Raw genomic sequence first — 18,165 nt, 5'->3', positions numbered from 1 at the left:
CTTTTTCATTCTCTAGCAACACGTTAGCAGCAGTTTGACCCAGCTTTGCACTGCGCTTTCTCCATCCCTAAATGGGTTTGCTCTGATAGGTAAAAGTTAGCAAACACTTGCTCAAAATCTTCTGGTACCGAGCGCGCCATCAAACCCGTTTCAAGCAATGCTTGCTGCCAAGCTTGTACCTTAGGAAAACCTTGCAACATATCAACGCAGCTATGTTGCTTAATGATATCCGCGCGGTGCAGCAGCGGTAACCAAGCAATATCAACGTTACTTAGTTGCTCACCTTTAAAATACGCGCCCTCGCCTAGCTGTTGCTCAACTTTCGCAAACGCTTTTTGCAGATTGGTTAATCGCTCGCTAAACAGCGCCTGATCGCTACTGCGCATAGTGCTACATTGAGCCAAGTAGTGCTTAGCACCCAAGTAGCTCCACGCTCTATCTAACGCGCGTTGTTCGTTGCTAATGCCTTGTTCTAGTGGACCATACTCATCTTCGATATACTCGATAATCGCATCTGATTCAAATAGAGCCGTGCCCGTCTCAGTTACAAGTAGTGGCACCTGCCCATTCGGTGAAATGTCTAAAAACCACTGCGGTTTATCACTTAGGCTAATAAACTCAATCTCATAAGGGATCTGCTTTGCCTCTAGCGCAGCAGTGACACGTTGAACAAACGGGCAGATTTTAAAGCTAACGATTTTGATCATCTTTCATCTCTCTATTTAGGGGGCGAAACCGAGTCATTTGGTTTCGCTTACATCCCTAAGACGACGGCTAAAACTGAAAGACGAAATTATTTCGATAAAAATGGAAACTTTTTCCTGGTCCGAGGAAAAATTAGCAACGCGAGCAACCTTTGACTTTTTGATGGTAATCGACCACGTTACCGTGTTTGTCTAACTCAAGATCACAGCACTCTTCAAACAGCTTCTTAAGCTCTGTGCGGCTCTTTTGCACGCGAGATTTCAAGGTGGAATAGCTAACACCTTGCTGCTCGGCAAGCTCTTTTTGACTCACGCCCTCTAGTTCAACGCTACCGAGAAGTTCCGCACTCGACTCAGGCAATGCTTGAATAAATGGCGCAATGCAATTTGCCAGCTCTTGCTCAACACTTTCTGGAGCTTGTTCAAACCACAAATCATCCGCTTGCAGATCACTATCACGCAGAGTACGAGCACGCTTGCGATAAAAATCGATGATGGTTCGCTGCGCCAACTGGAATAACCAAGACTTCACACTGGATTCGTTTTGTACATCCGCCAAGCTTTGATAGGTTTTTATCAAGATCTCTTGTTGCAAGTCCTCAACATCTGCCTCATTGGCGACTTTGCTGTGCAAAAACGCCTTGAGTGAATGTTGATACTGACGCCAAACCTCATCAAGGTTCAGTGAATTACTGACACTTTTCATCTGCACAACACTCAGCTTGCAGAAAGCCAATCACACCTTCCAAACACTGATATTCAGCGACACAGAATAGGGTGCGACCTTCACGGCGTTGACTAATCAAACCAGCAGATGCCAAGCTCGCAATATGGTGTGATAGCGTTGAACCTGGGATATCCAACTGCTCTTGTAAGCCACCTACTGCAATACCTTGATGACCCGCTTTAACGACGCTTTTGTAGATCGACAGGCGAGTCGGATGCCCAAGCTCTTTAAGGGCTTTAGCAACGCATTCTAGTTCCATTGTGTTCTCCGACTTTTGATATATTTCCACAATAGTCGAAATGTCGTTTAAATGCAATCTTAAAGCGTGGGGTTGTTTGTCGTGGGTAGGTGGTATTGTTTGTCCCGCTTCAAGCGGTGAGGGTTTCTTTGAGTTTACTGTAAGCGGTCCAGTTACTCTTTGTCTTACCGCAACAGGAGAGCCGCGTTACGATTTTGAACACTAAACTCAAACATTGTCATTTCCGCGCAGGCGGAAATCTTGGTTTTGATCGGTCTAGTGGGTTAGTTGGTCTAGAGGTTATGTACCGCTTAAAAGTCTATCGATCACTTTCGCTCAGCGTCAGCGGTCCAGTTACTCTTTGTCTTACCAAAGAGTAACCAGAAAGGCGCTTTTGCAATGCGCACGTTGTCCAGCCGGTTTTAGGCGTTCCCGACGCCGAAAACCTAAAAATGCTATCCTGCATTTTTGCTTATTGTTGTGGTTGTATTGGAGTAAATCATTTTTGGACAAAGCACGTTAGAGTAAGAAACCTAACGTACTTTACTGGGATTATAAAAGTATCTTGAAGCATTAAACGCTTGTATGCTTATGTTTCCTCGATCCCTATTTGCACATAAACCATGCGCCAAACAGCAGGCTGAACATCCACATTTGATTGTTTACAAGCAACCTCAATGTAGTCTTTATAACTATGGTGTTCACTGATTTCGAAGTTGCGCTGTTCTTCAAACAATTTAATTAAATAAAAGATAGTTTCAGCGACATCAATTAGTAATTGAGCAGTTAGGAAAGATATTCGATTACCTATTTCTCGTTTCTCACCAACATCAATTAGGTTTTCTGTCTCAAATAACTTTTTAATTAATACCCCTCGTTGCGAGTCAATTTCTACTGCATGGGCCAAAAGAAACTTTAACCTGATTATAAATTTCCTTTGCTCTCTCGTAACTCTACGCTTACTCGAAGCTAATTCGATAACGATGTTTTCAACCAGAGACAAGTCAATGGCCGGAATAACTGAATAGACATCCTGAATAGGTCTTTGATGTTCGAGTAGCAGTTTAGGGAACCAACGTTCCATTTCTACACGTAGAAACTCGAACTCATCATTCATCGCATGCTCGAGAGTTTCTACTCTTTGGTTATAAAACCTAGAAGTTTGGATATGACCGACTAAGCCACCAATCACTGCACATACAATGCCTATCAACCAGTTTTCTACACTCATCAGTTCCCCTAAAAAGCTAACTCTAATTTGACGACATATTGTCGTCTTTAACCCTTCGATAATGCAGTCTTTTTCATATTCACTCAACTGATAATCAATAAGTTATGCCACATGAAGGTAAACTTGGCTGCAAGATATCTTCAAGTAATGGGAATGTTAATTTGTAAGTTAAATCGGATAAATTTGATTAAAGAAAACTCAGGTTAACAAGATAATGATGAGTAAAAGGACTAACACATTTAGGGACAAATCTAAGTTACAACCATACTTGGATGCTGATCGCCTATTTACTTACAAAAAAATTCTCTACTCAGCCAAAGATATGCATCATCCTAGGTAAAAATGCAGGACAGCATTTTTAGGTTTTCGGCGTCGGGAACGCCTAAAACCGACCGGACCACACCAGCAGACTAAAGCGCCTTTCTGGTTACTCTTTGGTAAGACAAAGAGTAACTGGACCGCTTATCGCAGAGCGAAAGAAACCAACAGACTACTAAGCGGGACATACCCACTCACTAAGTCACCGAATCAACAAAAAACAAAAGCCAGTATCCTACTGATTCTAAAAACAATCCCCCTAAAAAAGACACATTCATTAGCTATCCCTAATAAATTTATTTCGATTTTTATCGAAATAACACTTGATCATTAGCGAGATATTTCTATAATTCGAGAAACTTCGAAATTAAACAGAATTTGAGGCTCCTATGAGTAATGAATTGATGACAATGGCACGCGACGCCCTAGACATGTTCGCGTTTTTAGCGGTGGAATTGATTATTCTATTCCTAGCAATCAGCTACATCGTAGGTGTGTTGCAAGAATTTCTAACCCCAGAAAAGATCCAATCGATCCTAAGTTCGCGTAACGGTAAAGGCTACTTTATCGCGGCACTATTAGGTTCTATTACACCGTTCTGCTCGTGCTCAACCATCCCTTTCCTAAAAGGCTTGCTACGTGCGCGTGCTGGTTTTGGTCCGATGATGGTGTTTCTATTCGCAAGCCCACTACTTAACCCAGTAATTATTGGTCTATTCGTAGTGACATTTGGCTGGCAAGTGGCGTTGTTCTACTTTGCTATCGCAATGACAGTATCGGTTGTGGCGGGTTATGTGTTGGAAAAACTGGGCTTTGAGCGTTACGTAAAACCTGAAGCTTACGAATCTGCGAATGCATCAAGCTGCTCTAGCAAATCAAGCTGTGGCGATAGCAAACCAGTAGTAGAAGCGGCAACGTCTTGCTGCACTAAACCTGAGCCTGTACCAGCTCCAACTAGCTGCTGCACAAGTTCAAAACCAGAGCCTGAAGTGAAAGTATCTTGTTGCTCAACTGACGGTAGCGCGACTGCAACTATGGTTGAAACCAAACAACCAAGCCGTTGGATGCGTATTTGGCTTTCAACTTGGAAAGACTTTAAACAAGTACTGCCTTACCTAATGTTAGGTATTGCGATTGGCTCATTTATCTACGGCTTTATTCCAACTGACCTAATCGCGGAATACGCTGGTGCAGGTAAATGGTATGCGATTCCTGTAGCGGCTGTAATTGGTATTCCTTTGTACATTCGTGCTGAAGCGGTCATCCCACTAAGTGCAGCATTGGTACAAAAAGGCATGGCGTTGGGTTCAGTAATGGCGTTGATTATCGGTAGTGCGGGTGCAAGTTTGACAGAAGTTATCTTGCTTAAGTCTATCTTCAAGAACCAAATGATTGCGGCATTCCTAGTGGTTATTCTAAGTATGGCGATTGGCGCAGGCTTCTTGTACACAGTGATCTTCGGCTAAATGATTTTCGACTAAACCAGTTAATCCACTAGTCTTTCAAATTTCAAATCACTTAAGACAAAACAGCAACTCAATGAGTTGCTGTTTTTCTATCTATATCTAACCTGCGCTATTCTCAAGCAACCGTTGATCAAAGGCTTTAACCCTAGCGATAAAAGCAGGCTTATCAGCGTCAGACACTGATGAAGCAAGCGGCAGATCCGCCTTCATTGGATCAACAGCGCGATTGCGTACTAGCACTTCAAAATGCAGATGTGGTCCAGTCAAGCGACCGGTCGCCCCAGACAGCGCAATTTTTTGACCGCGTTGAACATATTGCCCTTTCTTAACCAGAAATTTATCCAAATGCAGATAACGCGTTTTATAAACACTGTTGTGCTCAATCACCAAATATTTGCCCGCATAAGGATGATTTCTCACCCCGATCACTTTGCCATCACCGATTGAATATATCGGAGCGCCAACTGGGGTGGCGAAATCTGTACCATTATGTGGCGTCACTCTTCCTGTGACGGGGTGTTTACGCTTGGGATTAAATGGTGAGGTAATGCGGCGATACTGCCTGTCGATTGGATAACGGTTAAACGCACGCTCCAAACTATTACCTTCGCGATCATAAAACCGCCCGTCCTCTGCAAGAAACGCCGCGACTTCTCCGCGCGCTAGCTTAAATGAAATAGCTTGAATCTCACTATTACCAGTCGCATGTTCGCCAAGATATTGCTCTTTAACTAATACATCAAAGCGATCCCCTGCCCTTAATGCGCGAGAGAAATTGAGCTTATCTTTCAATACTCGAGTTATGTTCGCGATCTGCTTAGAAGAAAGCCCAAGTTTATGTGCAGATAAGGAAAAGCTGCCATCAACACTTCCCGAATAGAGGTTCTCACGCCACGTCGAGGGGGACTCAGTAAATTGGTAACCAAACTCCCCATTTTGCTCTCGACTATAAATGGCTTTCTCTACCAGACTAATATGGTAAGTCAGGCTATTGAGTTGCCTTGTCTGTTTATCGAGTGAAAATTCTAAATAGTCACCCGGCTTAATAGTATCAAGTTGCAAGGTCGCATGGTCTGCTGAGAGTATCTGCTGCAAATCTGTATAGGGAAGATTCCAGTCGGAAAAAATACCACTGAGGGTATCGCCCACTTTTACAAAGTAGTGAACCCGTATCGGCTGATCCGGTGCGGAGCTATTCGCAGCTTTAGTGGCAGGTTGATAAGCGGTGACTTTAATTGGTGCTGCGGGCTCTGGCTCAATCGGCTGCTCGGAAATAAGCGCTGCAACTGCAAATGCACTAAGCGCAAATGCTACTAATGTCAGTCTGATTTTGTTCATGGGTAAAAGCATTGATGAATTTTAGTTATGTTATAACATAACAATTAATCACCAAATCAGACAAATGTTAACTTGTAACTCAGACAATGAGGAAGACTCACTGCTCCCTCATCTATTTATCCAAACCATTCCGATCTTGATGCCCCAAGCAGAGCTTTCAGATCAACGTAATCAATCACCCAACACGATACCTTCTCGCCTTGGATCAGCGCCGCCTATCATCTGACCTTCGGTAAACACCACACCTTGCAGACCGGAATTCAAATCACGAATATCGACCTTGTAGCCCATCGCCTCAAGTGCCGGTTTAAGCTTTTCTGCGTCAGTACCTTGCTCTAAATCGTAGCTGCCAAAACGGTTGAGCATACGCGGCATATTGATCGCCTGTTGGATGTCCATGCCCCATTCAAAGTGGGCGATAAGCGTTTGTGCCATATACCCGATGATACGAGAGCCGCCCGGCGAGCCTAGTGCCATATAGGGTTTGCCCTCTTTCATCACAATAGTCGGTGCCATTGAAGAACGTGGGCGCTTGCCCGGTTCAACGCGATTGGCGATTGGGTAACCATTTTTGTGTGAAGCAAACGAGAAATCGGTCAGTTCATTATTAAGCAGGAAACCGTTACTCATCACCCGTGAACCGAAGCCATTTTCAATCGTACTGGTCATGGAGATGATGTTGCCCTGCTTATCAACAATCACAATGTGGGTGGTACTTGGCAGCTCAATTGATTGGTCATCAGCTTGCGCAATTCGCTGACTCCAAGGTGGATTGCCTGGCTCTACTTGCTCAAGAGCTTTACCCTGTTTAATCAAGTCTGCCCGCTCAGCCAAGTAGTCAGGATCAAGCAAGCCATGTGGCATTGGGACAAAATCCGTATCGGCGATATAACGCCCACGATCAGCAAAAGCTAAACGTGAGGCATCACCAATGATCTGCCATGATTGCGGATCATCAGCGCCCATTTTACTCAGATCAAAGTGCGCGGTGATGCCAAGGATCTGCCCGACAGTTAATGCGCCAGAGCTTGGTGGTCCCATGCCACATACCTGATACTGACGATAGGGCGCACAAACTGGCTCTCGCTCGATAACTTTGTAAGTAGCAAAATCCTCAACAGCCAGCGAACCGGGGTTATCCGTGATGCCTTGAACTTTGCTGACAATATCTTGCGCGATCTTGCCACGGTAGAAAGCTTGCTCGCCCTCTTTCGCCAGTAATTCTAGCGTCTGAGCATACTCGGCATTTTTCAACAGGCTACCTTGCTGCAAAGGCTGTCCGGATTCAGTAAAGAAGTAGCGCTTGGTATCTGGATAGCGGCTTAATCGCTCGTTATCACGTGCAATAGAGCTTGCCAAACGCTCCGAGACCTCAAATCCATCTCTTGCAAGATCAATCGCGGGCTTAAGCAAACTTGCCCATTGCTGCTCGCCATATTGGCGGTGAATATCAGCAAGCAGCTTTACCGTACCTGGCGTACCGACAGAGCGCCCACCGACAACCGCATCAAAGAACTTAAGTGGCTCGCCGTTTTCATCCTGAAACAGCTCCGGTCTTGCTGCTAGTGGTGCGGTTTCTCGACCGTCATAGGTGGTGAGTTGCTGCCTCTCAGCGTTGTAGTAAACCAGAAATGCGCCGCCACCTAAACCTGAAGATTGCGGCTCAACCAAGCCTAATACGGTCTGCACTGTAACTAAAGCATCCGCGGCACTGCCACCGCTTTTCAACACTTGATAACCCGCCTCCACCGCCAACGGATGCGCCGCAGCAACCACAAATTCTTTGGCAGTTACACTTTGTTTTGCATTGATCTGGCTGGTGAGTTCAGGCGCGACACTGTCAGCAACATCAGCGGCAAATGTTAGGTTCGACAACAGTGCCAAACTTAATATCAGCAACGGTTTTTTACCCATGGTCCTCTTCCTTGTGAGCGCGGATACCTTGTAAACACTTTAGCAATGGCAGTAATACTCTGCTGATTTCTCGACCAAAATGGGGATCTTAAGGCAGTTTTTTCTGCCGTTAACTGCGTTAGCTCTGCTTTCTGCTACAAGCGTGTTTTCGGCGTTAACATTTTAAATTACTGTATTTGCAGTTATTTCATCATGCAGTATCGGTCCATGAACCAGTTTGATAAAACCCAAATCATCACCCTCGATATCCACCAGCCTGAACAAATTGAATCTGCACTCATTCAGTATCAAGCGCTATTAAAAAGTGGTGAGGCTTTTAACCAACATCACTTTGATGTGGAGTTCAAACAGCAAGACGCGCAAGGTGTGCGCCGCTTGCAGCCAAGCGATGCAGGCGACAACCTTGAGCTACTTAAATCCGCCCTGAATATGGGGCAAGAAGGTGGCAGCCATTATTACGCCCACGAAATTACCGATCAGCGAGAAGTCTATATCTCAGAAGTGATTTTGTTTGCCGCTGCCCTACAGTACCCAGAGCTAAAAGCAACCGTAGTCGAAACTGCCAAAGCGATTGTTGCTTACACGCGCCGCGTTAATGATACCGACGATATGTGGATCGACGACATGCGCGTATTTGGCATTGAAGCGGTGTATATGCTGGCAAAAACCGATCTACAATACGCCTACTTAGTCGGTCAGTTCTTTGTGCCTTACTGGGACGATGAACACGCGACGCAATACGAAGAATACCTCGCCGCGTTTTTGAATGAACATGGCTGGCACCCAGAGGTGATCAAAGCCTTTATTTGGTGTGATAACCCAAGTTTCCGCTTGGCGATGTTTATGGATGATCCATACAGCAACGACACCACGTTTCAGCCACTCGGCGAATACTTGCAACAGAATCCATGCCAATACGCCAGTTTCAAACAGTTGATGGTGGCGCGCTTTAAAGCTGAGCCAGTGCTGCTGGTAAGTTATGACGAGAGCGACGATGACGAAGCCGATTTAAGCGGCTACAAACCGGTTATCTGGCTCTATCAAACTCTGTTTGCCCGTAGCCATAACCATGATGAGCAAGAAGACGACGCCTTTATGCAGCAGCCATTTATGGCAAGTACCCTCGAAGATGAAGCCTACGATCTGCAATGCTATATCGAAAGCCATGTTTCTGGAGACCTCGTTAAGCCTGCTGAACGTGCATTGGAAAAACGCGCCAAATACCGAGCCTATCTCGAACGTGACGACCGCCGCTTTGATCTTAACTATGGCAGTGAAGTACTTAAACCTTTGATCCTTGCACTGCCACAAGGTGAGCGTTTATGGTGCTACATCGAAGATGGCTCTGAGCTAGAAGCGCTAGAATCTTTGCAAGAGATCGAACTTTTACCTCTTGCTCATCAACATGCACCTGAGATGGCGGATCATATCGATGATCATGTTTGTAAATGGGAATACAACAACCAAGGCATCGCTGAAGAGATCGAAAGTATTCTTGAGCTTGTGCGCGGGGATTTGTTAACTGATCATTTTGGTGAAGAGACCACGATTGAGCTCGCCAATGGCTTGATCACCACTCTCACCATCACCCCTGACAGCGAAGTCTCGCTTCTCAAAGCACGATACGCACAGTATTTGCGCGTCATTGATGTTTTCTACCGCGTACTAGGCAAACGCGAGTTTAGTGAGTATATGATGGAGTCACTCACTGATGACGACGAGCCGCTTATTTCTCGCCAAGATTACTACCGTCGCTACAGCCAACTGCCAGAACCAAAAACCGAGGATGGCGATGAGCAAGATGGCGCGCTAACACGTGAAATGCAATCCATCTTCTACTCCTTCACCGATAACGATGAAATTCTATATAAAAAGAATTTTCAGTTGGTCGACAGTGTGCTGCGAAGTTCTCGTGAGTTATGTCATCCCGACTATTACCCGCGAGCACATATGGGCTTTATTGCGCTTGCCTGTTATCAACTGCATGCGGATTTTACTCAACGCATTGGCGATGATGTTACCGAAGCGCTGTTCAACTACTTAAATCAACAGAATATTTGGCAACAAGCGGTCGATAAGATTCTAGAAGAAGCCTTTATCAAAGGGAACTATCACTGCCCTGAGCATAAAGGACTCACTGAGCAAGATATTGCCCGTGTACGCGACTACTTTTGCGCGGAAAATCCAAGCGAAGATCAAGCCAGCTTACTGGCACTGTTAGAGCCGCAACTGCATCGTGATGATTGCTGCCGAGGCAATCTCTACCTCAGTAAATTCAGCGAACAGCAACCAGGCTATGAGTTCTTACACGATCATGATGAAGACTTCCAACGCTTCACCTTGATTGCCTTTTGGCTAAGACAACTGCCTCTGCCACAGCGAGCACAAGCGGATCGCCTATGGCAATTTATCAAAGCGCTAGCGCCAGTTCGCGTTGCACGCAACGTATTGCGCGCCTACTCTGATGGTCCATGGGGTATCGAATTCAACAACGTGTTGGATGATATTGAGATTCACGAGCAACTTGAAAAAGCGGGCATCGATTCCGGCATTCTCAAAGCCTATGAGATGAGCCGAGTGAGCGGTACTCGCGATATTGAAAAGTACTCCCACTGGCTAGATCGCTACAGCGAGATCACCAATACCTCAACCAGTATGTTTGGCAGTCTAGATCGTAAAAAAGCCGAGGCGCTGCATGAAGGTTTGAAGTTTATTAATGAAAGCACCCGTGTGGCTTTCTTACATCACGCATCGCTGAAATACCCAGACATCACATTAGACATTGAGCATGACTTTGAGCGAGCATTACGATTGGTAATTCAGCGCAACACAACTTCGTGGGAGTTTGCCCTCGGTCACAAGCTAGGCACGAGTTGCCTGTATGTGGGTGAAGGAGATAAAGTACCCGCTAAGCTGCGCAAACAAGTAATCGTAAATGAGCACACCGTGCATGATAAACATTGCCATATGGATGGCATGAGCTGGCTCGCGAGCACCGTGGTGCAAAAACAAGGCGATAAATATGTTGTGCTGATGGCTGATAAAGAAGTGCCACTAGAGGTTTATCAAAACGGGCTGCCAAATGGCATGCTGGTTATCCTTGATGAAACCGTTGACCATCAAGCGGTACTAACACGCATTGATGAACTGCAGCAAACGCCGCAACGTATCGAGCATCTACTTGAGCAAACCTTAGCCTACCTAGCTGGGAATATTGATTATCCAACCATTTCCGCCCTTTATCGCGCGCAAATCGAATCGGAACACTTGCGTCCAAGCTTGGATGAATACCGCCTTTACAGCCTAGGACAGCTATTGTGGATGCTAGAGAAGCCTCAGCGTGACAAGCTGGCTAAACTGCTATTTAACCATGATTATCGCGGCTTTAAATTCATCGAGCGACAACACGAGAAAGCTTGGCTAATCCATCAACTTGCCGAAGGTGAAATTGATTTCGATAGCTATTTGGAGCAAGAGCGTGAAGAAGACGTCTCGGAACAAGGCATGCTGTTTTTACTTAACTGGATGCTGCAATTGGAGATCGATGCTGCGCACATGACTTTGTTCTGCATCAAGCATGCTGAATTTGAAGCCTGTGGCGAGTTTATTCAAGTCCATGCTCGTGGGCAATATGGTGATTTTGAGCGCACGCTAAACTACCTGCACGCGGGCAGACGCGCACAACTACCAGAAATCTTAAGCCAAGCGGATGATGCAACGCAGTTGATGGAACCGCTGACCAAAGATCGTTCACGCGTAGTCAAAGAAGCATTAGCTAAGTGTGTACTGTTAGCCTAAGTCCTCAACGCTAGACTTGCGATATATTAAAACCCCCTAGGTTATGCCAAGGGGGTTTTTAATTGCATTTCGTCGATTACACCAAGTCACGCAAGTAACCAACACACGCATCTTTGGCTCTGTCGTTTACTTGAATCTCTTCGTTTGCACGTAACTCTAGGTAAATCGCAACGCACTGCTCTAATGCAGAGGTGAGTGATGCTTTCTCTGGCATCGCGACTGTTTTTAGCAATTTTGCACTAAATTCTGGCAGTCTTTTCTCGATCGTTCGTACACCCGATGGAGTTAAACCTGCTTGCTTAAGAGCTAAAGGAGACAAAACGTTTTGACGTAAGAACGAGAGAAATTCAAGCGTCTCAAAATACTCGCCTCGCGCAATTTTGGTCGCTGCATAGTGCATCCATACCCAGAACCTATCTTCAATCCATTGTGGATTTGGCTGCGGATACTGCGGCTTAGCGGTTGCAAATACATCACTTAATAGTGTGCCTTTTTGCCACAACACTTGCGTATCATCGACTCGCTGCGCCGCATCAGGCAAAGCAACAAATTTGAAATCAACATGCAGCACTTCAGCGCAATCAAACACCGAGACAATCAGTCGTGGTTCACCGACATGCTCGCCAGTAAACGCGGCCAGCAATTGCTCAAACTGAGTTAAAATCTCAAAGCGTTGTGCCATCACTTCTGGATAGTGTTCTGGCTCAATGGCGATAACTAAATCTAAGTCGCTGTATTGATCCATCGAGTCGGAGGCGTATGAGCCGCTACAACCAATACCGCAAATTCGGCTATCTTGAGAAAGCACCTGAACAAGTTGCTCAAGTAGTGTTTGGTGAGAAGTTGGAAGTGACTTAGGAAACTTCATATTTTACCTTATCTTTAACAGTTAAAGCTGCTGCAACAGCTAGTGCGGTAAAATTAACGCAGCATTATAGAGTCCTTTATTGGTGTAGAATTTGTCAATTAAAATCATACGCCACTCACTATCACTTCATCTCCCAGCGGAAAAAGGGGCGTGCACCTTCCATACGCTCTATTTGGGCGCCCATTCTGGTGTAAAAAGCATGTGCTCTTGTGTTGTGAGGGCTGGCATCTTGTTTTGTCGCTTTCCTTACAATCATATTTTCTCCCTTTAATCGCGGCGCCAATCCCTTGTCTCACAACAGGTTTTATTTGGCAATGTGGCTAAGCGATGCCGCCAGTTTTTTGTGAGGCACACGTAAACCGTGCTGCTAATAATTTGCCTAAAGGAAGAAGAAATTTCCGACTTGCTAGTTGCCCGCTAAGTAAAAAACTTTACCCGCTTAACAGTTGGAAACTATGATAATTGCTGTGAACAATAGAATATATCACTCTAAAGCTAGTAATAAGTTCGACGAATATTAGGCGAGCTTGTTATGCCAGATGATTAGCCAATACCATAAGATAACGAAGAGCCGCTATGAACCAGTACGTGAATGAACCGTCCAACTATCAATTGTTGATAAAGAACCTGCTTTTCTCTCCGGTTGCATTTGATCCAGAACAAGAGATTGTTTACGCCAACCATCGCCGCCACAGCTATCAAACGTTCCACAATCGAGTAAAACAGTTTGCCAACGCGCTTACCAATATGGGCGTGAAAAAAGGCGATACGGTTGCCGTGATGGATTATGACTCACATCGTTATTTAGAATGCTATTTTGCCATCCCTATGATTGGGGCAAAACTGCATATGATCAACGTGCGCCTGTCGCCAGAGCAGATCCTCTATACCATTGATCATGCAGAAGATGACATTGTGCTGATCCATGAAGAGTTCCTTCCTATCCTTGATCAAATCAAAGGACGTATAGATACCGTAACTCAATATGTCGTACTACGCGATGGCGAAGGATGTGAGTACGAAAAGTTACTGGCGCAAGAAAGCTGCGAGTTCGATTTTCCTGAGTTTGATGAAAATACTGTCGCGACCACCTTCTACACCACAGGCACAACAGGGTTACCAAAGGGCGTTTTCTTCACCCATCGCCAACTGGTGCTGCACACTTTAGGCATATTAAGTACGCTCGGCACCAACGCCGTTCAAGGCAGGCTGCATCAAGGTGATATTTACATGCCTATCACGCCAATGTTCCACGTACATGCATGGGGTCTACCCTACATGGCGACCATGTTAGGCGTAAAACAGGTCTACCCAGGTAAGTATGTGCCGGATGTACTGTTGGGGCTGATTGAGCAAGAGAAGGTGACCTTCTCTCACTGCGTGCCGACGATTTTGCATCTACTTTTAAGCTCACCAAAAGCCCAGTCGATTGACTTCTCTCACTGGAAAGTTGTGATTGGTGGCGCCGCGCTACCAAAAGCCCTGTGTAAAGCAGCTCTAGAGCGTGATATCGACGTTTTCGCAGGTTATGGCATGAGTGAAACAGGTCCAATTCTTTCTATTGTTCAGCTCTCTCCTGAGCAGCTAGAACTCGATATCGACCAACAAGCTGAGTACCGTTCTAAGACGGGTAAAAAGGTCGCGATGGTTGAAGCGCATATCGTCGATGAAGAGATGAATTCACTCGCCCATGATGGCGAAACCAGCGGTGAGATCGTGGTAAGAGCGCCTTGGCTGACGCCAAATTACTACAAAGACAACAAGAATTCTAAAGCCTTGTGGCGCGGTGGCTACCTGCATACTGGAGATGTAGCGACCATTGATGACGAAGGCTTTATTAAGATCACTGACCGAGTGAAAGATATGATTAAGATCTCGGGAGAGTGGGTTAGCTCACTGGAACTAGAAGATATTATTCACCAACACAAAGCAGTGTCAGAAGTGGCGGTGATCGGTATGCCACATACCAAATGGGGCGAAGTGCCTCTCGCACTGGTTACCCTCAAAGAAGGCTGCCAAATTAGCGAAAAAGAGTTGGTTAGCTTTGCCAAAGACTTTATCAGTAAAGGCATTCTTGCCCGTGAAGCGCTGCTGCTTAAAGTGAAATTAGTTGAGAGCATCGCCAAGACCAGTGTCGGTAAAGTGGATAAAAAAGAGCTGCGTAGAGTGCACCTATAACTTTTTCGATCTCGTTTAAATAACACTGACGATAATTAGCCCTGAATACGATTTCAGGGCTTTTTTATCTCTACTTGAGCGACTTTCTTAAGCCAATGCGGCTATGCCCGGCTGGGAAGTTATCGAAAGTCGTGAACTCTTCAAAACCAAGACGCTTGTAAAACACTGGCGCTTGCCAGCTTTGTGTCCACAACCATAAGCCTGACAAGTCATGTTCAATCGCATGCTGCTCTGCTTGCTGCATCAATTGACTTCCCATGCCTGTGCCTCGACAGCTTTCATCTACCCATAGCTCGCTGATGTAGAGCCAATCCCAAAGTAAATCAGCAGTAAGCGCAGCAACTAATTTGCCCTGCTCGTCTTTCACCGTCCAATTGAAATGCTGCTTGTTGTAAGTCGGCGCCGCTAAATTTTCGCTATGCGCTTCAAGACCAGTCGTGAGTTCTAAATGGGTTTGCGCATCAAGGGCGCCAGTCGCAAATTCAATCTTAGACATGTTTCATCTCTTGGTAGAAAAAGGGCTCCTAGCACGTTGGCGAGGAGCCCTAATTTTACCGTAATCTTGGTGATGCGAAACGAAAAACAGCAATAGTTTACCAATCAAATGTTAGTAAATTCGGCTTTCGTCATACCGTAGAAAAGTTTGTCATCAAAACCATGCTGCGTTTTGTAGTAGTCTTTCTGACGACCTTCTTGTTTAAAGCCGCACTTTTCTAACGTCTTGTAAGACCCCACATTCGCCGCGTAACAATCGGCTGAAATCTTATGCGCGCCTAATTGGTTAAAGCCAATCTCGGTCATAAGTTGGCAGGCACGCGTTGCAATGCCTTGCCCCCAAGCATGGAAAGGCAGTTGATAACCCACTTCATAGTTGCCCGCGAGAAACATAACTGCTATTACCGCTGTCATACCCATATATTTGCCAGCAAGATCGCGTATGACAAAGACTGGCGACTCTGCCCATTCTCCCGCCTCAATGGCTTGTTGGGTGCTTTCAATCAGAGGGTTAAAATATCCTTCATATAGGCTATTGTCCGCAGGCGCAAAATACAGATACGGGTTAACGAGATCATCATTGAGCATAGCGATGATATCGTCCAAATCTGATGCTTTGATTTGTGCAATGGTTAATCCTGTTGCAAACGCAACGTCGTGTCCTTGTTTCAGCTCTAACAAATTGATTGTATTGTGATTATTCATTTTACCTTTCCTAGCGCTTACTTCACTGCGCCTTAATCTGTGCGAATAATAACAAAGCCATTTGGTGACGAATTGTATTTTTGCGACAAGTTTTGTCGTCGGATAGCGGCTCCAAAAACACCATCGATATTAAAAGCGCTAGCGCTACTCAAAGTCCCCATAGATATCGATAGTTAAATCGCGCTTTTTTAGATAGCTGGAAGGGGTTTTACCGAGTTGCTGCTTGAGCGTGCGGATCAAATGAGACTGGTCACTAAAGCCAAACTGCTGAGAAAACTCTGTCCAATCAATATCATGCTCTTGCTGATAGATGGATAATATCATCTGCTCTAAACGCATCATCTGTAGATACTGCTTGATACTCAGCCCCACCACAAGCTTAAAACTACGCTCAAGCGTTCTGCGCGAACAAGCACATAAATCAGCCAGTTTTTCTACTTCTAGCTCTTGTAAGGATTCTAACTGAGTGTCGATAAGTGCCACCGCTTTTTGCACCAGTAGAAAGGCTTTATCTTGGCTTGGGCGAATCATAAGCGAGTCAAAATGTTGCTTTACACACGTGAGTAACGAAGCAGGTTCGCCTGAAGAGTCCCACAGCATTTGCTGAAACTTGTCATCAAATAGCGGCGATAACCAAGCAAACCATTGGCATTGGTTGGTGTGTTGTACAACGGTTTGATTGAGGCAATAGAGCGCTTCAGGGCGAAAAGTGATCCCTATTCGTTTCAGCGGTGGATTGTCATCAAGCAGAAGCAATTTCTCGCTGGCAGTCAGTAGGTGATTGCCTTTACCCGCCAGCATTAACTCACCGTTGTCATAGCTATAGCTTTGCTGCTGCGGAGTAAATAGCAAATGGGCTCGCACATTTGGGATAAGGTGTGGCTTGGGCTCAATCACTTCACCTTGCTCAACTTCTAGGTACCATACTTGATGGACAAGCCATTCATAGCCAGACAAAGGCTGCTTCCACGCTTTCATTAATTTTGCTTCTTAATCAGGCACTCAATAACAGACGAAGCATGGCACACTAGCGCATAGATCACCATTGCCTATCTTCAGCCTTTTCTCTTCTCTGCTCTACCATCTAATATTCTCACCTCTCTTCATCTCAATTCTCTTTTCTCAACTCTCGTACCTCAATTCTCAATTGCTATCACAACCCATTCTGTAATACCCTTTAGGCGCCTAACTTGTTGGGCAAACAATTAAAACTGAAATTCTCAGGGCAGGGTGAAAGTCCCTACCGGCGGTATGTCTTTTTAGATGAGCCCGCGAGCGCTCGATTCGTCGAGGTCAGCAGATCTGGTGAGATGCCAGAGCCGACGGTTATAGTCCGGATGAGAGAGAATGAGTAACACACCAGATCAAAGGCAGATTTTGCCTGCCGTGAGCTGGTGCATTTTGCATTGTGTTCTATCCCTCCCAATGAGCCCTGATTCTGGTAATGAATAGGAGTTAACCATGAATCAGACATCACTACTTGCCGAATTTGGCGACCCAATCACACGTGTAACCAACGCTATCGAAGCGCTTAAAAACGGCCAAGGCGTTATGCTGCTGGACGATGAAGATCGTGAAAACGAAGGCGATATCATCTATTCAGCCGAGCACCTAACCGCTGCGCAAATGGCGCTGATGATTCGCGAATGTAGCGGCATTGTGTGCCTGTGTTTAACCGAAGAGCACGCGAACCAACTTGAGCTACCACCAATGGTAGAAAATAACGACAGCGCCAACCAAACGGCGTTTACCGTTTCGATTGAAGCAAAAGAAGGGGTAACAACCGGTGTGTCAGCGCAAGATCGCGTGACCACGGTAAAAACGGCTGTTGCTGCGAATGCCAAACCAAGCGATCTCGCTCGTCCGGGTCATGTATTCCCACTGCGCGCTCGCACGGGTGGCGTATTAACTCGCCGTGGTCATACTGAAGGCACCATTGATTTGGTAACACTAGCAGGGTTACAACCTGCGGGCTTGCTGTGCGAGCTAACGAATCCAGACGGCACAATGGCAAAAACACCTGAGATTGTGACGTTTGCAAAAGCGCACAATATGCCTGTTTTAACGATTGAAGATATCGTCCAGTACCGCACACAAAATATGCAAAAAAGCGCTTAATTAAAGCTCTAAATATACGACTAGGGCATCCGCTTGGATGCCCTGCTAAGCTATATGTCCACAAGTA

The 18,165-nt window shown here is 45.6% G+C and carries 14 protein-coding genes, 1 pseudogene and 1 riboswitch; of the genes and pseudogenes, 4 read left to right on the top strand and 11 right to left on the bottom strand.

All coding sequences use genetic code 11. The annotated features are described in order from the left end of the window. Window positions 1–23 precede the first annotated feature (23 nt). The 4 genes from DPF93_RS04295 to DPF93_RS04280 all read right to left on the bottom strand — a co-directional run bounded on the left by DPF93_RS04295 (window position 24) and on the right by DPF93_RS04280 (window position 2,987). Window positions 24–707 carry a glutathione S-transferase family protein gene (locus DPF93_RS04295; RefSeq protein WP_114764985.1) on the bottom strand — a complete coding sequence of 228 codons (684 nt, stop codon included), beginning with the start codon at window positions 705–707 and terminating at the stop codon, window positions 24–26. A gap of 130 nt (window positions 708–837) precedes the next feature. Continuing rightward, on the bottom strand, window positions 838–1,410 hold the full coding sequence (gene sigZ, locus DPF93_RS04290; protein ID WP_114764984.1) for an RNA polymerase sigma factor SigZ: 573 nt from the start codon (window positions 1,408–1,410) through the stop codon (window positions 838–840). Beyond that, window positions 1,394–1,690, bottom strand: a complete 297-nt coding sequence (locus DPF93_RS04285) for an ArsR/SmtB family transcription factor (protein WP_075649163.1) — start codon at window positions 1,688–1,690, stop codon at window positions 1,394–1,396. The genes sigZ and DPF93_RS04285 overlap by 17 nt, the downstream gene beginning before the upstream one ends. A gap of 568 nt (window positions 1,691–2,258) precedes the next feature. Beyond that, window positions 2,259–2,987: a hypothetical protein gene (locus DPF93_RS04280; RefSeq protein ID WP_123777512.1), complete on the bottom strand. Its 729-nt coding sequence runs from the start codon at window positions 2,985–2,987 to the stop codon at window positions 2,259–2,261. Between the two features lie 620 nt (window positions 2,988–3,607). Between DPF93_RS04280 and DPF93_RS04275 the strand changes: the two genes are divergently transcribed. Further along, a complete protein-coding gene (locus DPF93_RS04275) occupies window positions 3,608–4,684 on the top strand; it encodes a permease (protein WP_114764982.1) in 1,077 nt (358 codons plus the stop codon). A gap of 99 nt (window positions 4,685–4,783) precedes the next feature. Here the strand turns inward: DPF93_RS04275 and DPF93_RS04270 are convergent, their stop codons facing one another. Together DPF93_RS04270 and ggt are read right to left on the bottom strand one after the other, a co-directional pair. Further along, entirely contained in the window at window positions 4,784–6,022 is a 1,239-nt protein-coding gene (locus DPF93_RS04270) for a peptidoglycan DD-metalloendopeptidase family protein (protein ID WP_114764981.1), read from the bottom strand. A gap of 171 nt (window positions 6,023–6,193) precedes the next feature. Further along, a complete protein-coding gene (ggt, locus tag DPF93_RS04265; protein ID WP_114764980.1) occupies window positions 6,194–7,936 on the bottom strand; it encodes a gamma-glutamyltransferase in 1,743 nt (580 codons plus the stop codon). A gap of 207 nt (window positions 7,937–8,143) precedes the next feature. Between ggt and DPF93_RS04260 the strand changes: the two genes are divergently transcribed. Then, window positions 8,144–11,734 carry a hypothetical protein gene (locus DPF93_RS04260; protein ID WP_114764979.1) on the top strand — a complete coding sequence of 1,197 codons (3,591 nt, stop codon included), beginning with the start codon at window positions 8,144–8,146 and terminating at the stop codon, window positions 11,732–11,734. 76 nt (window positions 11,735–11,810) lie between these two features. On the opposite strand, the gene DPF93_RS04255 is transcribed toward DPF93_RS04260, so the two are convergent. Next, window positions 11,811–12,602: a nucleotidyltransferase domain-containing protein gene (locus tag DPF93_RS04255; protein ID WP_114764978.1), complete on the bottom strand. Its 792-nt coding sequence runs from the start codon at window positions 12,600–12,602 to the stop codon at window positions 11,811–11,813. Window positions 12,603–12,723: 121 nt separating this feature from the next. Further along, window positions 12,724–12,828: pseudogene (locus tag DPF93_RS21455) on the bottom strand (GNAT family N-acetyltransferase); the annotation flags it as partial. 350 nt (window positions 12,829–13,178) lie between these two features. Between DPF93_RS21455 and DPF93_RS04245 the strand changes: the two are divergent. Continuing rightward, window positions 13,179–14,780, top strand: a complete 1,602-nt coding sequence (locus DPF93_RS04245; RefSeq protein WP_114764977.1) for a long-chain fatty acid--CoA ligase — start codon at window positions 13,179–13,181, stop codon at window positions 14,778–14,780. 70 nt (window positions 14,781–14,850) lie between these two features. Here DPF93_RS04245 and DPF93_RS04240 read toward each other — a convergent pair whose 3' ends face one another. The 3 genes from DPF93_RS04240 to DPF93_RS04230 all read right to left on the bottom strand — a co-directional run bounded on the left by DPF93_RS04240 (window position 14,851) and on the right by DPF93_RS04230 (window position 16,958). Further along, complete coding sequence (locus DPF93_RS04240; RefSeq protein ID WP_114764976.1) at window positions 14,851–15,276, bottom strand: GNAT family N-acetyltransferase; 426 nt, start codon at window positions 15,274–15,276, stop codon at window positions 14,851–14,853. A gap of 104 nt (window positions 15,277–15,380) precedes the next feature. Beyond that, window positions 15,381–15,980 carry a GNAT family N-acetyltransferase gene (locus DPF93_RS04235; RefSeq protein WP_425275281.1) on the bottom strand — a complete coding sequence of 200 codons (600 nt, stop codon included), beginning with the start codon at window positions 15,978–15,980 and terminating at the stop codon, window positions 15,381–15,383. Window positions 15,981–16,124: 144 nt separating this feature from the next. Then, a complete protein-coding gene (locus DPF93_RS04230) occupies window positions 16,125–16,958 on the bottom strand; it encodes a helix-turn-helix domain-containing protein (protein WP_114764975.1) in 834 nt (277 codons plus the stop codon). A gap of 234 nt (window positions 16,959–17,192) precedes the next feature. After that, a riboswitch (FMN riboswitch) is annotated at window positions 17,193–17,333 on the top strand. 108 nt (window positions 17,334–17,441) lie between these two features. Here DPF93_RS04230 and ribB point away from each other — a divergent pair. Then, window positions 17,442–18,098 (top strand): 3,4-dihydroxy-2-butanone-4-phosphate synthase, encoded by a 657-nt coding sequence (gene ribB / locus DPF93_RS04225; protein ID WP_114764974.1) that lies wholly within the window; start codon window positions 17,442–17,444, stop codon window positions 18,096–18,098. Window positions 18,099–18,165 lie beyond the last annotated feature (67 nt).

It is taken from the genome of Vibrio rhodolitus (assembly GCF_003350325.1).
In the GTDB taxonomy this organism is placed as follows: domain Bacteria; phylum Pseudomonadota; class Gammaproteobacteria; order Enterobacterales; family Vibrionaceae; genus Vibrio; species Vibrio rhodolitus.
The sequence above is the reverse complement of the archived record's forward strand: the minus strand, read 5'-3'. Positions and strand labels throughout refer to the sequence as shown.

Bases quoted from the DNA above. Each gene is read 5' to 3' on its own strand.
- DPF93_RS04295 (WP_114764985.1), bottom strand. From the start codon at position 707: ATGATCAAAATCGTTAGCTTTAAAATCTGCCCGTTTGTTCAACGTGTC.
- sigZ (WP_114764984.1), bottom strand. From the start codon at position 1,410: ATGAAAAGTGTCAGTAATTCACTGAACCTTGATGAGGTTTGGCGTCAG.
- DPF93_RS04285 (WP_075649163.1), bottom strand. From the start codon at position 1,690: ATGGAACTAGAATGCGTTGCTAAAGCCCTTAAAGAGCTTGGGCATCCG.
- DPF93_RS04275 (WP_114764982.1), top strand. From the start codon at position 3,608: ATGAGTAATGAATTGATGACAATGGCACGCGACGCCCTAGACATGTTC.
- DPF93_RS04270 (WP_114764981.1), bottom strand. From the start codon at position 6,022: ATGAACAAAATCAGACTGACATTAGTAGCATTTGCGCTTAGTGCATTT.
- ggt (WP_114764980.1), bottom strand. From the start codon at position 7,936: ATGGGTAAAAAACCGTTGCTGATATTAAGTTTGGCACTGTTGTCGAAC.
- DPF93_RS04260 (WP_114764979.1), top strand. From the start codon at position 8,144: ATGAACCAGTTTGATAAAACCCAAATCATCACCCTCGATATCCACCAG.
- DPF93_RS04255 (WP_114764978.1), bottom strand. From the start codon at position 12,602: ATGAAGTTTCCTAAGTCACTTCCAACTTCTCACCAAACACTACTTGAG.
- DPF93_RS04245 (WP_114764977.1), top strand. From the start codon at position 13,179: ATGAACCAGTACGTGAATGAACCGTCCAACTATCAATTGTTGATAAAG.
- DPF93_RS04240 (WP_114764976.1), bottom strand. From the start codon at position 15,276: ATGTCTAAGATTGAATTTGCGACTGGCGCCCTTGATGCGCAAACCCAT.
- DPF93_RS04235 (WP_425275281.1), bottom strand. From the start codon at position 15,980: ATGAATAATCACAATACAATCAATTTGTTAGAGCTGAAACAAGGACAC.
- DPF93_RS04230 (WP_114764975.1), bottom strand. From the start codon at position 16,958: ATGAAAGCGTGGAAGCAGCCTTTGTCTGGCTATGAATGGCTTGTCCAT.
- ribB (WP_114764974.1), top strand. From the start codon at position 17,442: ATGAATCAGACATCACTACTTGCCGAATTTGGCGACCCAATCACACGT.